Genomic DNA, 17,742 nt, shown 5'->3' with positions numbered 1-17,742 from the left:
GCACCTCGCAGCAGATATGCTCTAGCCGAGCAATCGGCTCACCAGTCGGGCTGTGTAATCCACCATGGGAATGACCCGCGCATAATTGAGGCGGGTTGGCCCGATAATTCCAAGCACACCCACAACGCGCTGCTCACTATCGCGGTACGGAGACACGATCAGGGATGAACCGGAGAGCGAGAACAGCTTGTTCTCCGACCCGATGAAGATCCGCACCCCCTCGCCATCCTTGGCAAGATCCAGCAGACGGATTAGCTCGCTTTTGTTCTCCAGATCATCAAACAGCAGGCGAATGCGCTCCAGATCTTCCTGTGCGTCCACATTTTCCAGCAGATTGGAGCGTCCACGCACGATCAGCGTACCCGGATCACTCCGGTCCCCGCCCCACACGGCAATACCCGCATCCACCACTTTCGAGGTCAACGTATCCAGCTCCGCCTGAAACTCATTGCGCTGCCGCACAAGCTCGGTCTGTGCCTCGGTCAGAGTCCGGTTTCTGATCACCGAATTGAGATAGTTGGAGGCTTCCGTCAGCGCAGAAGGTGGCATCCCCGGAGGAAGATCAACAACGCGGTTCTCGACAGACCCGTCTTCGCTCACCAGCACCACCAGCGCTTTAAGTGGCTCGATCTGCACAAACTCAATATGGCGCAGCGTCGTGTCTGTTTTGTTGGAAAGAACGACCCCTGCCCCACGGCTTAAACCGGAAAGCATCTGACTGGCTTCCGTAAGCACCTGTTCTGGCGTCTTGTCACCGCCGTTGGCCTTCACCTGCACAGCAATCTGCTCACGCTCTTCCTTGGTCAGATCACCAACCTCAAGAAACCCGTCCACGAACAGCCGCAGACCCGACTGTGTCGGCAAACGGCCTGCGCTGGTATGCGGAGAATAAAGCAGTCCGTGATGTTCCAGATCCGCCATCACATTACGAATGGATGCAGGTGAAAGAGGCTGCGAAAGACCCCGTGAAAGATTTCGGGACCCCAGCGGTTCGCCGGTATCAAGGTAATTTTCGACGATCCTTCGGAAAATCTCGCGGGAACGTTCGTCAAGATCCTCAAGAGGGACAGAAGGAGGAACGCTCGTCACGGTATTGGAACTCCAGATCACGGGAAGGTTTGGGCCAAAGCCTCTGTTCAATCCCTAGCACAGGACAATTGAACAACCAAAACTCAATTTTCGCAGAAAATCAGCTCTCAAATCAAAACCAGCCTTTGCGCTAAAGGCAAACCGCAGCTAAAAGACCCGCAATACCATTTGTGACTATATAGCTATTAAGCAACCCGAGGGAGCTTACCTTGAACCGTCCATCCAAACGTACACCTGATGAAATGCGCCCAGTCAGCCTGGAGCGCGGCGTTGCTAAACATGCCGAAGGCTCCTGCCTGATCAAATTCGGTGATACCCACGTTCTGTGTACAGCAAGTTTGGAAGAGCGCGTTCCGCCGTGGCTTCGTGGCCAGAACCGTGGCTGGGTGACTGCAGAATACGGCATGTTGCCACGCGCCACCCACGACCGCATGCGCCGTGAATCCTCTGCGGGAAAGCAGTCTGGCCGTACTCAGGAAATCCAGCGCCTCATTGGCCGCTCTTTGCGCGCTGTTGTGGATCTGGGCGCACTCGGTGAGCGTCAGATTACCGTTGACTGTGACGTCATTCAGGCAGATGGTGGCACCCGTACAGCCTCCATCACAGGCGCATGGGTTGCCCTGCACGACTGCCTGAAATGGATGGAAGCGCGCGACATGGTCAAGACAGACAAGGTTCTCAAAGACCACATCGCAGCGATTTCCTGTGGCATCTATGAAGGCACACCGGTTGCTGATCTGGACTACGTGGAAGACTCTTCCGCAGACACAGATGCAAACTTCGTCATGACCGGCAAAGGCGGTATTGTGGAAATTCAAGGTACCGCTGAAGGTGAGCCATTTTCTGAAGAAGAACTCGGTCAGCTCATGGGCCTCGCAAAACAGTCCATCTCCAAACTGGTTGAGCTGCAAAAACTAACGGTGCTTTGATGCAGACAGAAACAACAGAAAACCGTCGCCTGGAACCTGGCAAGCTCGTGCTTGCCAGCCATAACAAAGGCAAGCTGCGTGAGATTCAGGAAATGCTCGCGCCGCATGGCTTTGAGGTTCTGTCCGCCGGTGATCTGAACCTGCCGGAACCGGTGGAAGATGGTGATACGTTTGAGGCCAATGCCGCGATTAAGGCGCTCGCCTCAGCCAAAGCCACGGGACTGCCAGCTCTTTCAGATGACAGTGGCGTGTGTGTCAATGGTTTGGGCGGCGATCCGGGCATCTATTCAGCACGTTGGGCTGGTCCAGGCAAAGACTTCGGTGTCGCTATGCAGGCGGTGCACGACAAGCTGGTTGAGGCTGGCACAGCTGACCGCAGCGCCTACTTCGTTGCAGTGCTGTGTCTGGCATGGCCGGATGGTCATGTTCAGTTCTACCGCGGCGAAATCCACGGCGAACTGGCGTGGCCACCTCGCGGTCCGGAAGGCTTCGGCTACGATCCGATGTTCGTTCCTGAAGGTTTCGATAAGACCTTCGGCGAGATGGATAAGCAAGAAAAACATATCACGAAGGACGGCAAAGCACTGTCTCACCGTGCTCGTGCCTTTGTTAAGTTTCAGGAAGAGTGCTTGCCGAAGTAACCCTTCGGCGAGTGCAAAGGAATAAGAATGACTATGTCACCGGTTGGCGGCTTTGGGATCTATGTGCATTGGCCGTTTTGTCTGGCTAAATGCCCTTATTGCGACTTCAACTCCCATGTGCGTCACCAACCGGTCTCGCAGGAGACCTACGCCAAAGCGCTGGCAACAGAGCTGGCACGCTATGCGCAGATGGTGCCGGACCGCACGGTGGATTCCATCTTCTTCGGTGGCGGTACCCCGTCCCTCATGGAGCCGAAAACCGTTGAGACTGTCCTCAATGAGATCGCCCGCCTTTGGCACGTGCCAGACACTGCTGAAATCTCCATGGAAGCCAATCCTACCAGCGTGGAAGCAACCCGCTTTGCAGGCTATAGATCTGCAGGCGTGAACCGCCTTTCCGTTGGCATTCAGGCGCTGGATGACAAGGAACTGAAGATCCTCGGACGTCAGCATTCTGTTTCGGAAGCGATTCAAGCAGTCGAAATTGCGCGCAAAACATTCCCACGCATCTCGTTTGATCTGATCTACGCGCGTCCCAACCAGACCTTGAAGGCATGGGAGCAGGAGCTCAACCGCGCCATCGATCTGGCAGCGGATCACCTCTCCATGTACCAGCTCACCATCGAAAGCGGCACCATGTTCCAGCGCCTTTATGCGGCTGGAAAGCTAGAGATGCTGGACCCGGACCTTGCTGCAGACATGTTTGACCTCACACAGCAGGTCACCGCAGCAAGCGGCCTGCCGGCCTATGAGGTCTCCAACCATGCTGCGCCTGACGCCCAGTGCCAGCACAACCTCATTTACTGGCGCTACGGTGATTATGTTGGCGTCGGCCCCGGCGCCCATGGTCGCTTGACGCTGGAAGACGGCTCAAGACTGGCAACCTCCACGGAAAAGCATCCGGAAACATGGCTAGGCCTGGTTGAAAGTCAGGGCCACGGCTCTATTTCTGAGGATGGTCTTGGTCGCGAAGAGCAAAGCGATGAGATGTTGCTGATGGGCATGCGGTTGCATGAAGGCATCGAGGTTCCCCGTTATGAACAGCTCTCTGGTCGCCAGTTTAATCCGCAAAGACTGCTCCACCTGCAGGAAAACGGAATGGTGGAATGGGTCGGGAACAGCCGCGTGCGTGCAACACAAGCAGGCTTTCCTCTGCTGGATGCCGTAATAGCCGAGCTGGCCTCCGATTAGCATTGTCAAATAAATTTCATTAGTAATTTCAACTTAATGAAATAATCGCGGTCAATTTACTCTCAATGTTTCGAGCAATATTTTACACATTGTGCAACGCAGCATAATTGGTTACAATACAAGCTCCTTAACGGTGGTGAAGAACCTATTGATCTGCAATACAAGTTAAGGTTGGTATGTAATTCTCCATCAGTCTATGTTGCTGAAAAGGTGTGGAGCTGCCTATACTTTTGCAGTGCAGCACTTCGGGCTATACTGTATCCGTGCTGCGCAAAACAAAAATACATGAATGAGAGTTGGCTGAAGCAAGCGTCCAGGGAGGTAACATTCTGTGCTGTATTACCATTTGTATGAAATGAACCATGCAGCGATGTCCCCTGTCCGTGCTGCGGTGGATATGACCCGACTGTACTTCAAAAATCCGCTGAACCCGCTGACCCACACACAGATTGGCCGCACCGTTGCAGCCTCCTGCGAAATGTGGGAACGGGTGACCCGTCGCTACGGCAAGCCAGAGTTTGAGCTTTACACCACCATCGTGGACGGCGAAGAGGTTGATATTACCGAAGAAGTCGTTTGGTCCAGCCCCTTCTGCGACCTGCTGCACTTCGACCGCGATCTGCCTGAAGAGAGAAAAGCCGATCCCAAGATCCTAATTGTTGCGCCCATGTCCGGCCACTACGCCACCTTGCTGCGCGGCACCGTTGAAGCCCTACTGCCACATCTGGATGTCTATATAACCGACTGGGAAGACGCGCGTCAGGTCCCTGTTTCTGACGGTCGCTTTGATCTGGATGACTACATCGATTACATCACCGAGATGCTGCATCACCTCGGACCCGACACGCACGTACTGGCAGTGTGCCAGCCATCCGTTCCTGTTTATGCAGCTGTTGCCCTGATGGAAGAAAGCGGAGACCAATGCGCTCCGGCAACCATGACGCTGATGGGCGGTCCTATTGACACCCGCGAAGCGCCAACCGCCGTGAATGATTTGGCCGTCGAAAAAGGCATCGGCTGGTTTAAGCGCAACGTCATCATGGACGTTCCTTTCCCGCACAAAGGCTTCACCCGTCAGGTTTATCCGGGCTTCCTGCAGCTTTCCGGTTTCATGGGCATGAATCTGGACCGCCACATGGTTGCGCACCGGGACTTCTTCCAGCATTTGATTGAAGGCGATGGCGACAGCGCCGAAAAACATCGTGATTTCTACGATGAATACCTCGCCGTCATGGATCTGACCTCTGAGTTCTATCTCCAGACCGTTGAGACCGTATTCATCGAACATTCGCTGCCAAAAGGCGAAATGATGCACCGTGGGAAGATGGTCGACCCCAAGATGATCACGGGCACTGCCCTGTTCACCGTTGAGGGCGAGAACGACGATATCTCCGGCGTAGGCCAAACGAAGGCGGCGCAAAAACTGGCAGAAAACATCCCGGCAGACCGCAGATCGCACTATATCCAGCCGGGCGTTGGCCACTACGGCGTATTCAACGGGTCAAAGTACCGGTCCGAAATCGCACCGCGCATTGTCCAGTTCATCAAGGACAACCCAACCCATTTGGGCGCACAGCAAGGCACCAAACGCGCAGCAACCAAGAGCGCGCGCACAGGAGCTGCTGGGAAAGTGCCAAGTGATCCACTACGTGAAATCCTGCTTGCTGAGCCTGAAGGTGTTGCTGATGACCTTCAGCTGATCAGCGGTGTCGGTCCCAAACTGGAACGCGCTCTGAACGGCGCAGGCATCTTCCACTACTGGCAAATCGCCAACCTGACAGAAGATCAAGCCGCAGTTCTGGATGATCGTCTGGATATCCGCGGTCGCATGGTTCGTGATAACTGGGTTGAGCAAGCACGACGCCTCAACGGGGCAGTGCATTCTAGTTAGATCTAAGTGAATCCAGTCATTCACCTAATAAAATTTTATTCTAACTCTTGAAACAAAAATAAAATCATCCCATCTCAAGTCTGTTGATTTGAGAAAGGGGTGATTTTAATGAATGTAAATGCAATAAAACCTTCCTGGAATCCTCTAAGTATTGCACTTATGGTTCTGGGCTTCGTAATTTTCTGGCCTCTAGGCCTTGCTATGCTTGCCTACATCTTGTGGGGCGACAATCTTAACGGCTGGAAGCGTGAAGCTAAGTGCCAGTGGGACCGTAGCAATTTCAAAAATGCGATGGACAATATGCAAACTGCGACCCGCAGCGGTAATGCTGCTTTTGACGACTACCGCGAAAGAGAGCTGAAGCGCTTGGAAGAAGAGCGCAAAAAGCTTGATAGCATGCGTCAGGAATTCGATGACTACATGAATGACCTGCGCCGGGCGAAAGATCAGGAAGAATTCGACCGCTTCATGAGAAATCGTCATAACCGTCCCGGCGATACTTCCGCAGGTGAGGCAATCTAATGGCTCTCACTGATTCATAACAAGCATCTGGTGTTCTGTCTTTTTTGGCAGGGCACCCTTTTGCGTGTTTGGGCCTACGCAGAAGACTTCACATCCACACACACCCGCAATTCGCACTGGCTGGCTTTCAAATCGCCCCTTTCTCTGCAATAACGAAAGCAGCCAGTGCAATTTTTGAGGTGATATGGGGATCTTTGCGACAAAGGCTTTGCCGGAGTTTATCGAGGTGGATTTAGGCCGTGGGCCCTTACAAATCCGCCTGAAACGAAACTCCAGAGCCAAGCGTTATATCCTAAGAATTCCTCCTGGAGACCCAACGCCAGTTCTGACCATCCCGGCCCGTGGCAATCTGAAAACAGCACAGGAGTTCGCCAATCGTCAGATTGGATGGCTCAAGGAAAGATTGGGCTCACGCCCGGACACCATCAGGTTTGAAGAAGAAGCCCGCATACCCGTCAGAGGCGTGCTGCACACCTTGCGCTCATCAGGCAAACTACGCGGCGTGGCCCAGCTGGATCATGAAGAAGAAACCGAAGAGCCCTTATTGCTACTACCTGGCGAAACCCAGAGCTTCCATCGCAAAACCAAAGACTTCCTGCGTAAGTTGGCAAAAGAAGACCTCGAAGGCCATGTAAAGCACTTTGCCAAACAGCTCGGCCGTACTCACCACAGCATCACCTTGCGAGACACAAAAAGCCGTTGGGGTTCCTGTTCCCACGACGGCAAGCTCTCTTTTTCATGGCGCCTCGTGATGGCACCACCGGATATTCTGGAATACGTTGCCGCCCATGAAGTTGCTCATCTGGTCAAGCTCGACCACTCACCTGAGTTCTGGCGCATCTGCGAGCAACTCGCCCCGCACACCAAATACGCCCAACGCTGGCTAAAAGAGCACGGCTCTCAACTTCATCTTTACGGACAAGAATAAAGTAAACTGCTAACCACCACCGAACAGCCTTCCCAGCAGATCCAGCGGACTGCTGCCGCTGTTTTGCGGCGGCGGAGCCGTTGTTGCCTGAACAGCAGGACGCGGTGGCTCGAGCTGCTGCGGGACAGCCATGTAGGTTGGCTGACGCGGCACAGGCGCAGTGCCCGGCTTCACCAACGGCGAGGTTTCGGCAAGATTAATCGGCACTCCCGGCAATCTGGCAATCGGAATGCTCTGGTGCTCTTTCTCCATGGTCCAGGCCCAGATCTCCGCGGGCAAGGTGCCACCACTAACCTTCTTCATCGGCTTGTTGTTATCATTCCCAAGCCAGACAGCCGTGGTCAGAGAGTTTGTATAGCCAATGAACCACGCGTCCTTATAGCCCTGCGTCGTACCCGTTTTCCCGCCAGCCGGACGCCCCGCCAACAGCGCACGCTTACCAGTGCCACTATAAATGGTCTGCGCCATCATAGTATTGATTTCGCTTAACTTATCACCGCGAATAACTCGCCCAGTACCGTCACCAGAACGGCGGTACAGGACCTCACCTTCCTCATTGCGAATTTGCCGAACCACGTGCGGGATCACACCATACCCACCATTGGAGAACGGCACATACGCAGCAGCAATTTCCAGCGGCGTAACCTCAGAGGTTCCGAGCGCAATGGAAGGATTGGATTTCAGCGCGGACGTAATGCCCAGACGGCGTGCCGTCCGCGCCACATTTGCAGGCCCAACCTCATGCGCAAGCTTGGCTGCAACTGTATTGATGGAGAACGCCAGCGCCTGCGTTAGCGTCACATCCCCGTAATAGCGATTGGTGTAGTTCTTCGGCGTCCAGCCTTTGTAGGTGACACGTGTATCGCTTCGAACACTGTCAGGCTTCAAACCTCGCTCCAGTGCAGCCAGATAAACAAACGGCTTGAAGGCTGAACCTGGTTGTCTGCGCGCATACACAGCACGGTTGAACTGGCTTCTGCGATAATCAACACCGCCCACAAGCGCCCGAATGGCTCCACTGCGATTAAGCGTAACCACTGCACCCTGCGTGACGTTAAACTCCCGGCGTGATTCTGCAATCCGCGATGTCAGCGCCGTAGCCGCCGCTTGCTGCATATCCCAATCTATGGTGGTGTCGACGATAATATCTTCCCGGATAGATCCAACAAAGCCCGGCAGCAGTTCCATCACATAATCAGCAACATAGTTGCCACTGCTGCTGTTATGGCCTGCGACCACATGGGCCGGACTGATAAGCGCATTCTTGGCATCATCAGCAGAAATAAAACCGGCCTGATGCATGGCCGCAATCACCACCTGCGCCCGCTCTTCCGCAAGCGTCGCATTGCGTGTAGGCGCATATTTACTCGGCGCTTTCAGCAAACCTGCAATGGTTGCAGCTTCCGCAAGACTGATGAGGCGCGCTGACTTCCCAAAATAGACACGTGACGCAGCATCAACACCATAAGCACCCGCACCGAGATACACCCGGTTCAGGTACATCTCCATGATTTCGTCCTTGCTGTAGTTCCACTCCAGCCACAACGCCATCACCACTTCTTTCATCTTGCGCTGCATGGTGCGTTCTGGCTTCAAGAACAGGTTCTTCGCCAGCTGTTGTGTAAGCGTGGAACCACCCTGTACGGTGCGGCCACTGGTGTAGTTTGTCAGCGCAGCACGGGCAAGGCCGATTGGATCGATTCCGAAATGATATCTGAACCGCCTGTCCTCAATGGCCATCACAGCTTCAGGAAGATAGTGCGGCAACTGCTCGAGCCGCACAGCCTCACCACCCGTATCACCACGATTGGCAATCAGCGTTCCGTTGGCAGAGACAATACGCACATTAGGCGGCCGCTGCGGGACAGCCCATTCTGAGGCTGGCGGCAAATGAGCGGCATAGTAGGCAAGAATGCCACCTACGATGACAATGCCCCAGATACCAAGAACAACGCTCCAGTACATGGAAAAGCGCAGTGACTTCCATAAGAAATGGCGAAACTTGCCGGAGCTTTGTGGTTTGCCGGAGGAGATCGCAGCATCCAGTGCCGCCAACGTTTGCTTTTTCGCCCTGCGGGTTGGTTTCTTTGCTGGGCGCTGTACTGGCCTATTCGGAGTGCTCCGAGCAGACTGCGGCCGCTTAGGCGACGGCTTTTTGGGTTGTGCGGTTGAGCGTTGCGTAGAAGAACGCTGTGCTGAAGAACGTTGCCCTGACTGAGACTGCGTGTTGGATGCCGCTGCTTTGCTCGGGCGACGAATATAGTCTTCGTTATCATCAGGTCGCAGCGCAACACCTTGCAAGCGGGGACGTTTGGATTGGGGTGGGCGTTTAGGGCTATTTCCCCCGGGAGGCTGAGGCGGTCTACCGGAAGGGCGTTGTCCGGGGCGCACTGGCCGCCGATTACTGCCGTTTCCTTTTTGGCCTGTCGCCATATCCCTACACTACCCCGGTGCTACTTTCTCAAGCTGCCGAACAATATTGCCAACTAAGATTGCGCACGCCTGAACAAAATCAGGCCACAGAGCCGCCTGGGAGGAGGGCCGCAACCTGGATACAAAACACGAACGATTTTAGAGAAACATGCTTAATCGAGCGTTAAGCCAATCCGGTGCGGGCGTGCGCGTGAGTGTGGAGGCCGTTTGATCCTGTTGGAAACCCGTCAGTTTGCGTGCACCAAAAAGGGCATAAACCCGCCCTTTAAATTCCACGTTAACAGAGTGCTCAATGATTAGCTGGAATACCGGCTGGCATCCTCACCATAGTGGCTCACATAGCTGGGGTTCAGCTTGGATACTGGCATGATAATCAAAACGTCAGTGGTTCCAAACTGATGGTCGATGACCGCGCCATTGCCAAAAAATGCGCCCAAACGCAAATAGCCTTTAAGCAGCGGTGGCAGAGACCGCAAAGCTGCTCGATAGTCAACCTTATCCTTAGGAAGGCGGTTCATGTCCACATACTGATCAGCGAGAGCTGAAACCTGCCATTCTTCCGGAGCTGAGGCAAAGTGGTGTAGGAAGGAAAGTTGTTCTGCGAGCTCATCAGGGTCAGTCCCTTCGATCGAGGCGCAGCCGAACATCACATCAACATTATGCATCAGAACATAAGACCAGATCCCGTGCCAAAGCAGCTCGATGGTCTTTTTGGTACGGTATGGCTCCAGAACACAGGAGCGCCCCAGTTCCATGAAGTTCAGATCACTATGGCGATCCAGAAGACTTTGAATATCAAACTCGCCGCTCGTATAGAAACCGCCATGCTGATCAGCAATTTCCTGACGCAGTACGCGATACGTACCTACAATCTGAGGCTTGAGTTTGGAGAACGGCTTATTGCGAACCTGACTGTTGTGGTCAAGAACCAACAAATGGTCACAAAGTTCATCGTACCGGTCACGATCAAGACGGGTGAGCTGCGTTTGCGCATCGGCAACAGCAGACATCTCTTCGTAAAACACTTCGTAGCGCAAACGCTGAGCCAGCCTGAGTTCTTTGACACTGTTGGCCAAGCGAACCTCAAGGGGGCCGATCTTGCCAAGACTCTGCCCTGCCTCCGATGTTTTTCCAAGCATTGCTTGCGGAATCCATCGTGGGACAGATCGCTCTGCCAATTTATTCGGTGTCATTTTTCTTACGATTTTCATCGGAGAAAGAAGTCCAGACCCAGCCATATTGTTATTATCTCATTTTGCTTAGGTGTTTCAGATACATTGCAAGAATGAGCACGCTTTTCTAAATGTGCACCAATCGAGTCACTCATGTCAATTTTGGATAGTCACCCTAGAAAATATAGGTCTGCTTTAGGACAGTTGAATGACATAACGCCAAATTGATAGGTTTAATGGTGCTCACATCTGCGAAAATAATGCTGTCATCTAGCTTAACCTGAATATAACAACGGCTCTTTGGTATTGCACAGGGCAATTGTACCTAATTTCCCTTAACATAGCGCTTTAGGACAGTCTCGAGATCCCGTTTTTTCAAGGGTTTGCTTAAGAAGCCGTCGGCACCGGCCTTGAGTGCTTCTTCTTTTGCATCGGGCATAACATCCGCTGAAACAACATAAATTGGTACACGGGAGGTGTTTTCTTCTCCTGCGCCTCTAATTTTCGAGATGGCTTCAAGGCCATCCAGACCCGGCATATGTAAATCCATGAGAACCACATCAAATGCGCCACTTGAACTAAGCGAAACCGCCTGATGCCCATCCTCCGCCAGCTCTGATTTATGGCCAAGTTTATTCAGCAGCGCCCTCACCAGCATCCAGTTAATTGGGTTGTCTTCCGCCACAAGAATATTCAGCTCTGAGCCCTGCGCTCGCCGTTCAGTGGGTACACTCTGATCCGTTGCTTCTGTATCCAATTTCCCGGCTCCTTCAGTCTGTGCTGAAGCAGGCGAGATCACACGAAGTAGAGAGGCACGGCGGACCGGACGGGTCAGATATCCCGAAAACTCACCCGCTTTGATATCGGCGATCCGAGCGCGTTCCTGAGGTTTGATAAAGACAAAGATCTCGGGAACATCCTCAGAGTTCTGTCCATACAAACTGCGAATGCGTTCAACATATTCTTCGCCAACAAGTAGACGGTCAAATCGTGTTTCTTGAAGAGTTTTCTCCAGCTGCTCTGCTGCCAGTACGTTCGTATCTACAAATCCACTGCTGACAAGTGTCTTTTCGATAAGGCTTGCTTCAATATGATTGCTGGTCAGGATCGCAATGCGATCGGGCTTTTCTTCACAATGAGCCGATGAAACCCGATCAACAGACATCTCAAGGAGGAAGGTTGAGCCGCGGCCCAATTGGCTCTGGACCGTGAGCGCGCAACCCATAAGTTCAGCCAGCCGTTTTGAGATCGCCAGCCCCAAACCAGCTCCGTCAAACTTGCGGTCGCGGCCATATTCGCCCTGTTCAAACTCACGGAAAATGCGCGCTGTGGTGACCCCATCCATTCCAGGACCAGTATCTTTAACTGCAAACTCCAGTCGTGGGCGCCCTGTGGCATCCTGTGAAACCTCAAGGATTAGGGAAACGCCACCTTGCTCAGTAAACTTGATCGCGTTGCCAACTAGGTTGTACAGGATCTGCTGTAGCCGTGCTGGATCACTTTGAATGGTCTGCGGTACGGCTGGATCAATAAAGGAGCCGATCTGAAGCCCTTTCGCGTGCGCTTTGGGCGATAGCAATTCCACAACGCGCTCCACCAGAGGAACCAGCTCGACCACGCCTGTCTCCAACACCAGCTTGCCAGCCTCGATCTTGGAATAGTCAAGCACTTCATCAATGAGCATGAGAAGAGTGGTGCCGGAGGTTTTGATCGCGCTGATGTAGTTTTGCTGTTCTGCGGTTGTTACGGTGTCATCCAGTAAATCCGCCATGCCCAACATGCCGTTCAGCGGGGTCCGGATTTCATGGCTGACCATAGCGAGGAATCGGGACTTCGCTTCACTGGCATTCGCAGCAAGATCACGATCTTCGCGCAACTTTTGCTCTGCATGCCGCCGGTCGGTCACGTCGGTAAGGATCCACTGGATGATGGGAGCACCACCGCTGCCATCGCGAATGCTCAGCCGCAGCAGGGAATACCAACGTGTCCCGTGTTTCGTACTCAGAGCAACATCTTCCGTTGCTCCAACAGCACTTTCCTCCAGATCCGGCGTAAAGTCTTCCGCATAAGGCAGATGAATGTCTCGCCCAACCTCGATGCCAAATCCGGTAGGAAAATTGCGCTTTCCCGCATCATTGACGGAAAGCACCATCCCATCACTGTCACAACGGATTACAATCGCACCCAGTGCATCCAGAATGGTGCGGTGCCGGTCATCCGCTTCACGCAACTGCCAGTCCGTGTCGCTTGCTAACTCGGAAGGGTCTTCAAGCTGCTCAACCTCACTACCGATCTGGGCGGCTTTCCAATTTTGCGCGATGATATCGCTCGCCGGAAAACGGCGAAACAGAACAGCCCCTGCCCCAAACGCAAGCATGACACCATAAAGGCTTTGTATCGACCGCCAATCCGTGAGCATCGAAGCCAGAAGTAAGCATGCGAGGCCAACAAAGATAGATAGAACCTTGAACACACCAGACGACTTCTCGGTGATTTCGCCTTGCTTGATCAGAGACACACGTGCCTGAGTAACCACATGGGTGCTCTCCTCAGTTTTCAGTCTCCGCTTCAGCACTATTTTTGCTCCGCCCGAATGCTTCCGAAAAATCAATAAGATTCTAATTGTAATATATAACAGGTTAGGCGGCAGCCATATAGGTAGAAGAGCGCTTGAAACTGAGCGCCTCCGCCAAATGGATGCGCTGAACACTCTCAGATCCGTCCATATCTGCGATCGTTCGGGACAGCTTCAGAACACGGTGGTAGCCGCGTGCTGAAAGGCCAAACTGTATGGAGGCCTGCTCAATAAGCTCCAGGCTTCCACGGTCGAGCGCTACAATCTGCTCAATAACCCGCGCACTGGCGTGGGCGTTGACCATAATATCAAGCCCCATGGCTGCATATCGCTCCTGCTGAATGGCCCGCGCTCGTGCCACACGTCGCGCTACACTCTCAGAGTTTTCAGAGTTGTGGGGGCTGATTAAGTCTTTGGCTGAAACCGCCGGCACATGAAGTTGCAAATCCATACGGTCAAGAAACGGCCCTGAAACCCGAGATTGATAGGAACTGGCGCATCGCTCCCCTCTCCGGCAGGTATGCCCTGGCTCACCAGCATAGCCGCAGCGGCACGGGTTCATCGCAGCGACCACCTGCACCTTGGAAGGATAGCTGACGCGGTAATTTGCCCTCACAATCGTGGCAACACCGTTCTCAATGGGTTGGCGCAAGCTATCCAGCACGGAGCTATCAAACTCAGGCAGTTCATCCAGAAACAACACCCCGTTATGCGCGAGAGAAACCTCTCCCGGCTTGGCTTTGACCCCGCCGCCAACAAGGGAGGCCATAGAGGCAGAATGGTGCGGCGCCCGGAATGGTCGCTGGTCGCTCAATGCTCCGTCCTCCAGTTCGCCGGAGATCGACGCGACCATCGACACTTCCAGCAGTTCGCGCGCGGAAAGGGGGGGCAACAACGAAGGCAACCGGCTGGCAAGCAAGGTCTTTCCTGAACCAGGTGGCCCAATCATCAGTAAATTATGAGATCCGGCAGCCGCAATTTCCAGCGCCCTTTTCGCTGTCTCCTGCCCGCGAATATCTGCAAGGTCCAAAGAACTTGCCGCCAAGGGCGAGCTACGTGGCTTTGGATCGGAAAGTGTGATGTCGCCCTTCAAAGCACGATAGAGCTGAACGAGAGAGCTAGCCGCAATGATCTTCAGGTTCTCATCTGCCCACGCCGCCTCAGAACCGCAGCTTGCCGGACAAATTAGCCCCTTCTGGTTTGCAACAGCCGCAATCGCTGCTGGCAATGCTCCGTTTACATGAGAGATGCTGCCGTCCAGTGAGAGTTCGCCCAAAACCAGAAAGCCCTCCACAGCTTCTGCTGGCAGGGCTCCCATCGCCACCAGAAGCCCAAGCGCAATCGGAAGGTCATAATGCGATCCTTCCTTGGGCAGATCAGCCGGGGCCAGATTAACCGTGACACGCTTGGCGGGCAGTGCCAGCCCGGAGGCGATGAGTGCAGAGCGGACCCGTTCCTTGCTCTCGGCAATTGCTTTGTCCGGCAAACCCACAAGAGTGAAATAAACGGAACCGGGGCTGATCTGGACCTGCACATCAACATTTGCAGCGTCGACACCCTGAAAGGAAACGGTAGAGATGCGAGCGAACACAAGACACTCCTGCAGCCACAATTAATCATCATTGCAGCAATTAAGCAGGAACGAACAGGAAACACACAAGCCTTGAATACTCAGAAATACGAAAGCTCCCGTAAGAAGCCCTCTCCGGTTTATCTAGGCTGGCGCCAAACAGGCGATGCGAAAAAGAAAAGGCCCTGCCGAACAACAGAGCCTTGAATTTCTTTTAGCTTTCCAGCTTCTTCTCAAGCACATCCCACACCATGGCGGCCACATCTGGCCCGCCCAGCTTTTGGATCGCTCGAATACCGGTTGGCGCAGTCACGTTGATTTCAGTGAGACTACCGTCAATCACATCAATGCCAACGAGAATGAGCCCCTGCTCTTTCAGCGCTGGCTTAAGGCGCGCGCAAATCTCTCTTTCACGCTCTGTCAGATCACTGTCTTTCGGCGAACCGCCACGCACCATGTTGGAGCGCAAGTCGCCCTCAGCAGGCACGCGGTTCACTGCACCGGCAAACTCACCGTCCACCAGCAAGATACGCTTGTCGCCGTGCTTCACATTCGGCAGGAACTTCTGAATAACCCAGGGCTCGCGGAATGTGACAGAGAAGAAGTCGTAAAGGGAACCATAGTTCAGATCATCCTTAGTCACGCGGAACACAGCGGCACCGCCGTGCCCAAACAGTGGCTTCATGACGATATCGCCATGAACATCCCTGAACGCGTCGATCTCTTCACGATCATGGGTGATCAGTGTTGGTGGCATCAGGTCCGCAAACTGGGTCACGAACAGTTTCTCAGGCGCATTGCGCACGGAGACAGGATTGTTCACCACAAGTGTCGTCTCGGCGAGCTTTTCGAGAATGTGGGTCGCAGCAATGTAGGCCAGATCGAACGGCGGGTCCTGACGCATCAGAACAACGTCCATGTCGGACATATCAACGCGCTGTGGCTCGCCAAAGCTGAAGTGATTGCCAGCTTCGTCGCGCACGGTAACCGGTTCGACGCGGCACATCACCTTTTCACCCCACAGCGCAAGACGCTCAGGAGTATAGTGGTAAAGCTCATAACCACGAGCCTGCGCTTCCAGCATCAGGGCAAAAGCACTGTCGCCTGCAATGTTGATGGTGGAGATATGGTCCATCTGAACGGCGACTTTAAGCGGCTGCTTGGCACCAGAAGAAGCTGCTTGGGGCATGAGGCACTCCTAAAATAACGCAGGGGTAAAAACCCATGTAAATGAAATGGATGTTAGCCGCAGATATGTGGGCCAGAAACCAATTTGTCTACATTTTTGCGATAAAATATTTGTTCCTACAAAATTTCAGCTTCAAAAAGATTAGGAAAATGCTGGGCTTCCCCACTTTTGGGCAGAATAACCGCATCAAACCTAAGAGTTTTTCCGACCAGATCATTATGGAGAGAAACCCATTCCCGCGCTGCATTTGCAATCCGTCGCTGAGAGCGTTGGGTGATTGCATAGAGCCCATCATCCACACCGCGCCGCGCTTTCACCTCCACAAACACGATGGTCTGGTCCTGCTCGGCGATGAGATCGATCTCACCCTGTTTGGTTTTGTAGCGCCGTTCAAGAATCTGCCAACCGGCCTTGCGCAGCAGTATCTCAGCCTTCAACTCCGCCTGAAGCCCTTTACGATAGGCCGCCTGCTTTTTGAGAAGATTGCTCTCAGTCGCTTTCCGGGTCTTCTGCGGGTCTTGCATTTTTCAGCTCCATCGCACGGGTGTAAATCGTCTTTCGATCCACCCCGGTTGCTTTGGAGACTTTCTTGGCTGCTGCACTCACGGGCATGTCCTTCAATGCCTCCAGCAACAATGCGTCTGTATCAACCTCAGTCAGTTCCTGTTCTTCAGGTGGTGAGACAAGAATAACAATTTCTCCCTTCGGGCGATCCCCCGAGAAGAAATCACTCAGTTCTGCAAGGGTGCCCCGCTGAAAAGTCTCAAACCGCTTGGTCAACTCACGTGCTACTGCGGCCTGTCGCTTACCGAGAATTTCAGTCATGTCCGCCAGTGAGGCGCCCACCCTGTGCGGGCTCTCATAAAACACCAGAGTGGCCGGAATGTCCTTCAGCTCTTCAAGGCGCTTCTTTCTGCCGTGGGTCTTATTGGGCAGGAAACCAGCAAACAAAATGGTATCTGATGGTAAACCAGCGCCGACCAGACCACTCAACATGGCCGAGGCTCCTGGAATTGGCACCACCTTGTGGCCCTGCTCCACCACATCGCCCACCAACCGAAAGCCGGGATCAGAAATGAGCGGCGTCCCTGCATCGGAGACCAGAGCAACGGACCGTCCAGCCCCCAGCGCCTCCAAAATCTTGGGGAGCTGCCGTTGGGCGTTGTGCTCGTGGTAAGTCATCATCTGGGTGCGAATACCATACCGCTGCAACAAAACCCCTGTCACGCGGGTATCTTCACAGGCGATCAGATCGCAGGCTGCGAGGGTTTCCAGCGCTCTGATGGTGATGTCCTGCAAATTTCCGATTGGGGTCGAAACGATGTGCAACCCCGGCTCAATCCGTTTAGCCGTCAGCGAGTGCTCGCCTATGTAGTATTTGCGCTCAGATGCAGCTTCGGAATGATCCATGATGGCCTCGTGACAGCTCCAAAACGGAGCAAGTTTTGCACAGTAGAGAGTGCACATCTAACGAAGAAACCGCAAAATGACTAATTACCACGGGGAGTTTTTGACAGAATCCTTAAAAAAATCGATGCCCGCCTCGGGTTAAGGCTGTATTAACGGCGGCGGTTCTGTAGAAATAAAAGAAACTAAATGTAAATTGCCGGAT

General features: G+C 53.6%; 14 protein-coding genes. 6 read left to right on the top strand and 8 right to left on the bottom strand.

What is annotated here, in order from left to right:
• Positions 1–21: 21 nt before the first annotated feature.
• Positions 22–1,089: a heat-inducible transcriptional repressor HrcA gene (gene hrcA, locus IE076_RS06910; protein WP_189436029.1), complete on the bottom strand. Its 1,068-nt coding sequence runs from the start codon at positions 1,087–1,089 to the stop codon at positions 22–24.
• Between the two features lie 209 nt (positions 1,090–1,298).
• Between hrcA and rph the strand changes: the two genes are divergently transcribed.
• The 6 genes from rph to IE076_RS06880 all read left to right on the top strand — a co-directional run bounded on the left by rph (position 1,299) and on the right by IE076_RS06880 (position 7,191).
• Positions 1,299–2,018: a ribonuclease PH gene (gene rph, locus IE076_RS06905; protein WP_189436028.1), complete on the top strand. Its 720-nt coding sequence runs from the start codon at positions 1,299–1,301 to the stop codon at positions 2,016–2,018.
• Entirely contained in the window at positions 2,018–2,659 is a 642-nt protein-coding gene (rdgB, locus tag IE076_RS06900; protein WP_189436027.1) for an RdgB/HAM1 family non-canonical purine NTP pyrophosphatase, read from the top strand. The genes rph and rdgB overlap by 1 nt, the downstream gene beginning before the upstream one ends.
• 27 nt (positions 2,660–2,686) lie before the next feature.
• Positions 2,687–3,850 (top strand): radical SAM family heme chaperone HemW, encoded by a 1,164-nt coding sequence (hemW, locus tag IE076_RS06895; protein ID WP_189436026.1) that lies wholly within the window; start codon positions 2,687–2,689, stop codon positions 3,848–3,850.
• Positions 3,851–4,181: 331 nt separating this feature from the next.
• Entirely contained in the window at positions 4,182–5,741 is a 1,560-nt protein-coding gene (gene phaZ, locus IE076_RS06890; RefSeq protein ID WP_280514292.1) for a polyhydroxyalkanoate depolymerase, read from the top strand.
• Positions 5,742–5,849: 108 nt separating this feature from the next.
• Positions 5,850–6,263, top strand: coding sequence for a DUF2852 domain-containing protein (locus tag IE076_RS06885; protein ID WP_189436025.1), 414 nt, complete (start codon positions 5,850–5,852; stop codon positions 6,261–6,263).
• 184 nt (positions 6,264–6,447) lie between these two features.
• Positions 6,448–7,191 carry a M48 family metallopeptidase gene (locus IE076_RS06880; protein WP_189436024.1) on the top strand — a complete coding sequence of 248 codons (744 nt, stop codon included), beginning with the start codon at positions 6,448–6,450 and terminating at the stop codon, positions 7,189–7,191.
• Positions 7,192–7,200: 9 nt separating this feature from the next.
• Here IE076_RS06880 and IE076_RS06875 read toward each other — a convergent pair whose 3' ends face one another.
• From IE076_RS06875 to rsmI, 7 genes are all read right to left on the bottom strand, one after another.
• Positions 7,201–9,246 carry a transglycosylase domain-containing protein gene (locus tag IE076_RS06875; RefSeq protein ID WP_189436023.1) on the bottom strand — a complete coding sequence of 682 codons (2,046 nt, stop codon included), beginning with the start codon at positions 9,244–9,246 and terminating at the stop codon, positions 7,201–7,203.
• A gap of 674 nt (positions 9,247–9,920) precedes the next feature.
• Positions 9,921–10,763, bottom strand: a complete 843-nt coding sequence (gene olsB / locus IE076_RS06870) for a l-ornithine N(alpha)-acyltransferase (RefSeq protein WP_244649624.1) — start codon at positions 10,761–10,763, stop codon at positions 9,921–9,923.
• Between the two features lie 358 nt (positions 10,764–11,121).
• Complete coding sequence (locus IE076_RS06865; protein ID WP_209008915.1) at positions 11,122–13,371, bottom strand: response regulator; 2,250 nt, start codon at positions 13,369–13,371, stop codon at positions 11,122–11,124.
• Positions 13,372–13,435: 64 nt separating this feature from the next.
• Entirely contained in the window at positions 13,436–14,962 is a 1,527-nt protein-coding gene (locus IE076_RS06860) for a YifB family Mg chelatase-like AAA ATPase (protein WP_189436022.1), read from the bottom strand.
• A gap of 193 nt (positions 14,963–15,155) precedes the next feature.
• On the bottom strand, positions 15,156–16,130 hold the full coding sequence (gshB, locus tag IE076_RS06855; protein ID WP_189436021.1) for a glutathione synthase: 975 nt from the start codon (positions 16,128–16,130) through the stop codon (positions 15,156–15,158).
• 116 nt (positions 16,131–16,246) lie between these two features.
• Positions 16,247–16,654: a YraN family protein gene (locus IE076_RS06850; RefSeq protein ID WP_189436020.1), complete on the bottom strand. Its 408-nt coding sequence runs from the start codon at positions 16,652–16,654 to the stop codon at positions 16,247–16,249.
• Positions 16,620–17,540 (bottom strand): 16S rRNA (cytidine(1402)-2'-O)-methyltransferase, encoded by a 921-nt coding sequence (gene rsmI / locus IE076_RS06845; protein ID WP_189436019.1) that lies wholly within the window; start codon positions 17,538–17,540, stop codon positions 16,620–16,622. Before rsmI ends, IE076_RS06850 begins: the two co-directional genes overlap by 35 nt.
• Positions 17,541–17,742: the final 202 nt, after the last annotated feature.

It is taken from the genome of Pseudovibrio japonicus (assembly GCF_014651595.1).
GTDB lineage: Bacteria > Pseudomonadota > Alphaproteobacteria > Rhizobiales > Stappiaceae > Pseudovibrio > Pseudovibrio japonicus.
This window is presented reverse-complemented; position numbering and strand designations above follow the sequence as displayed.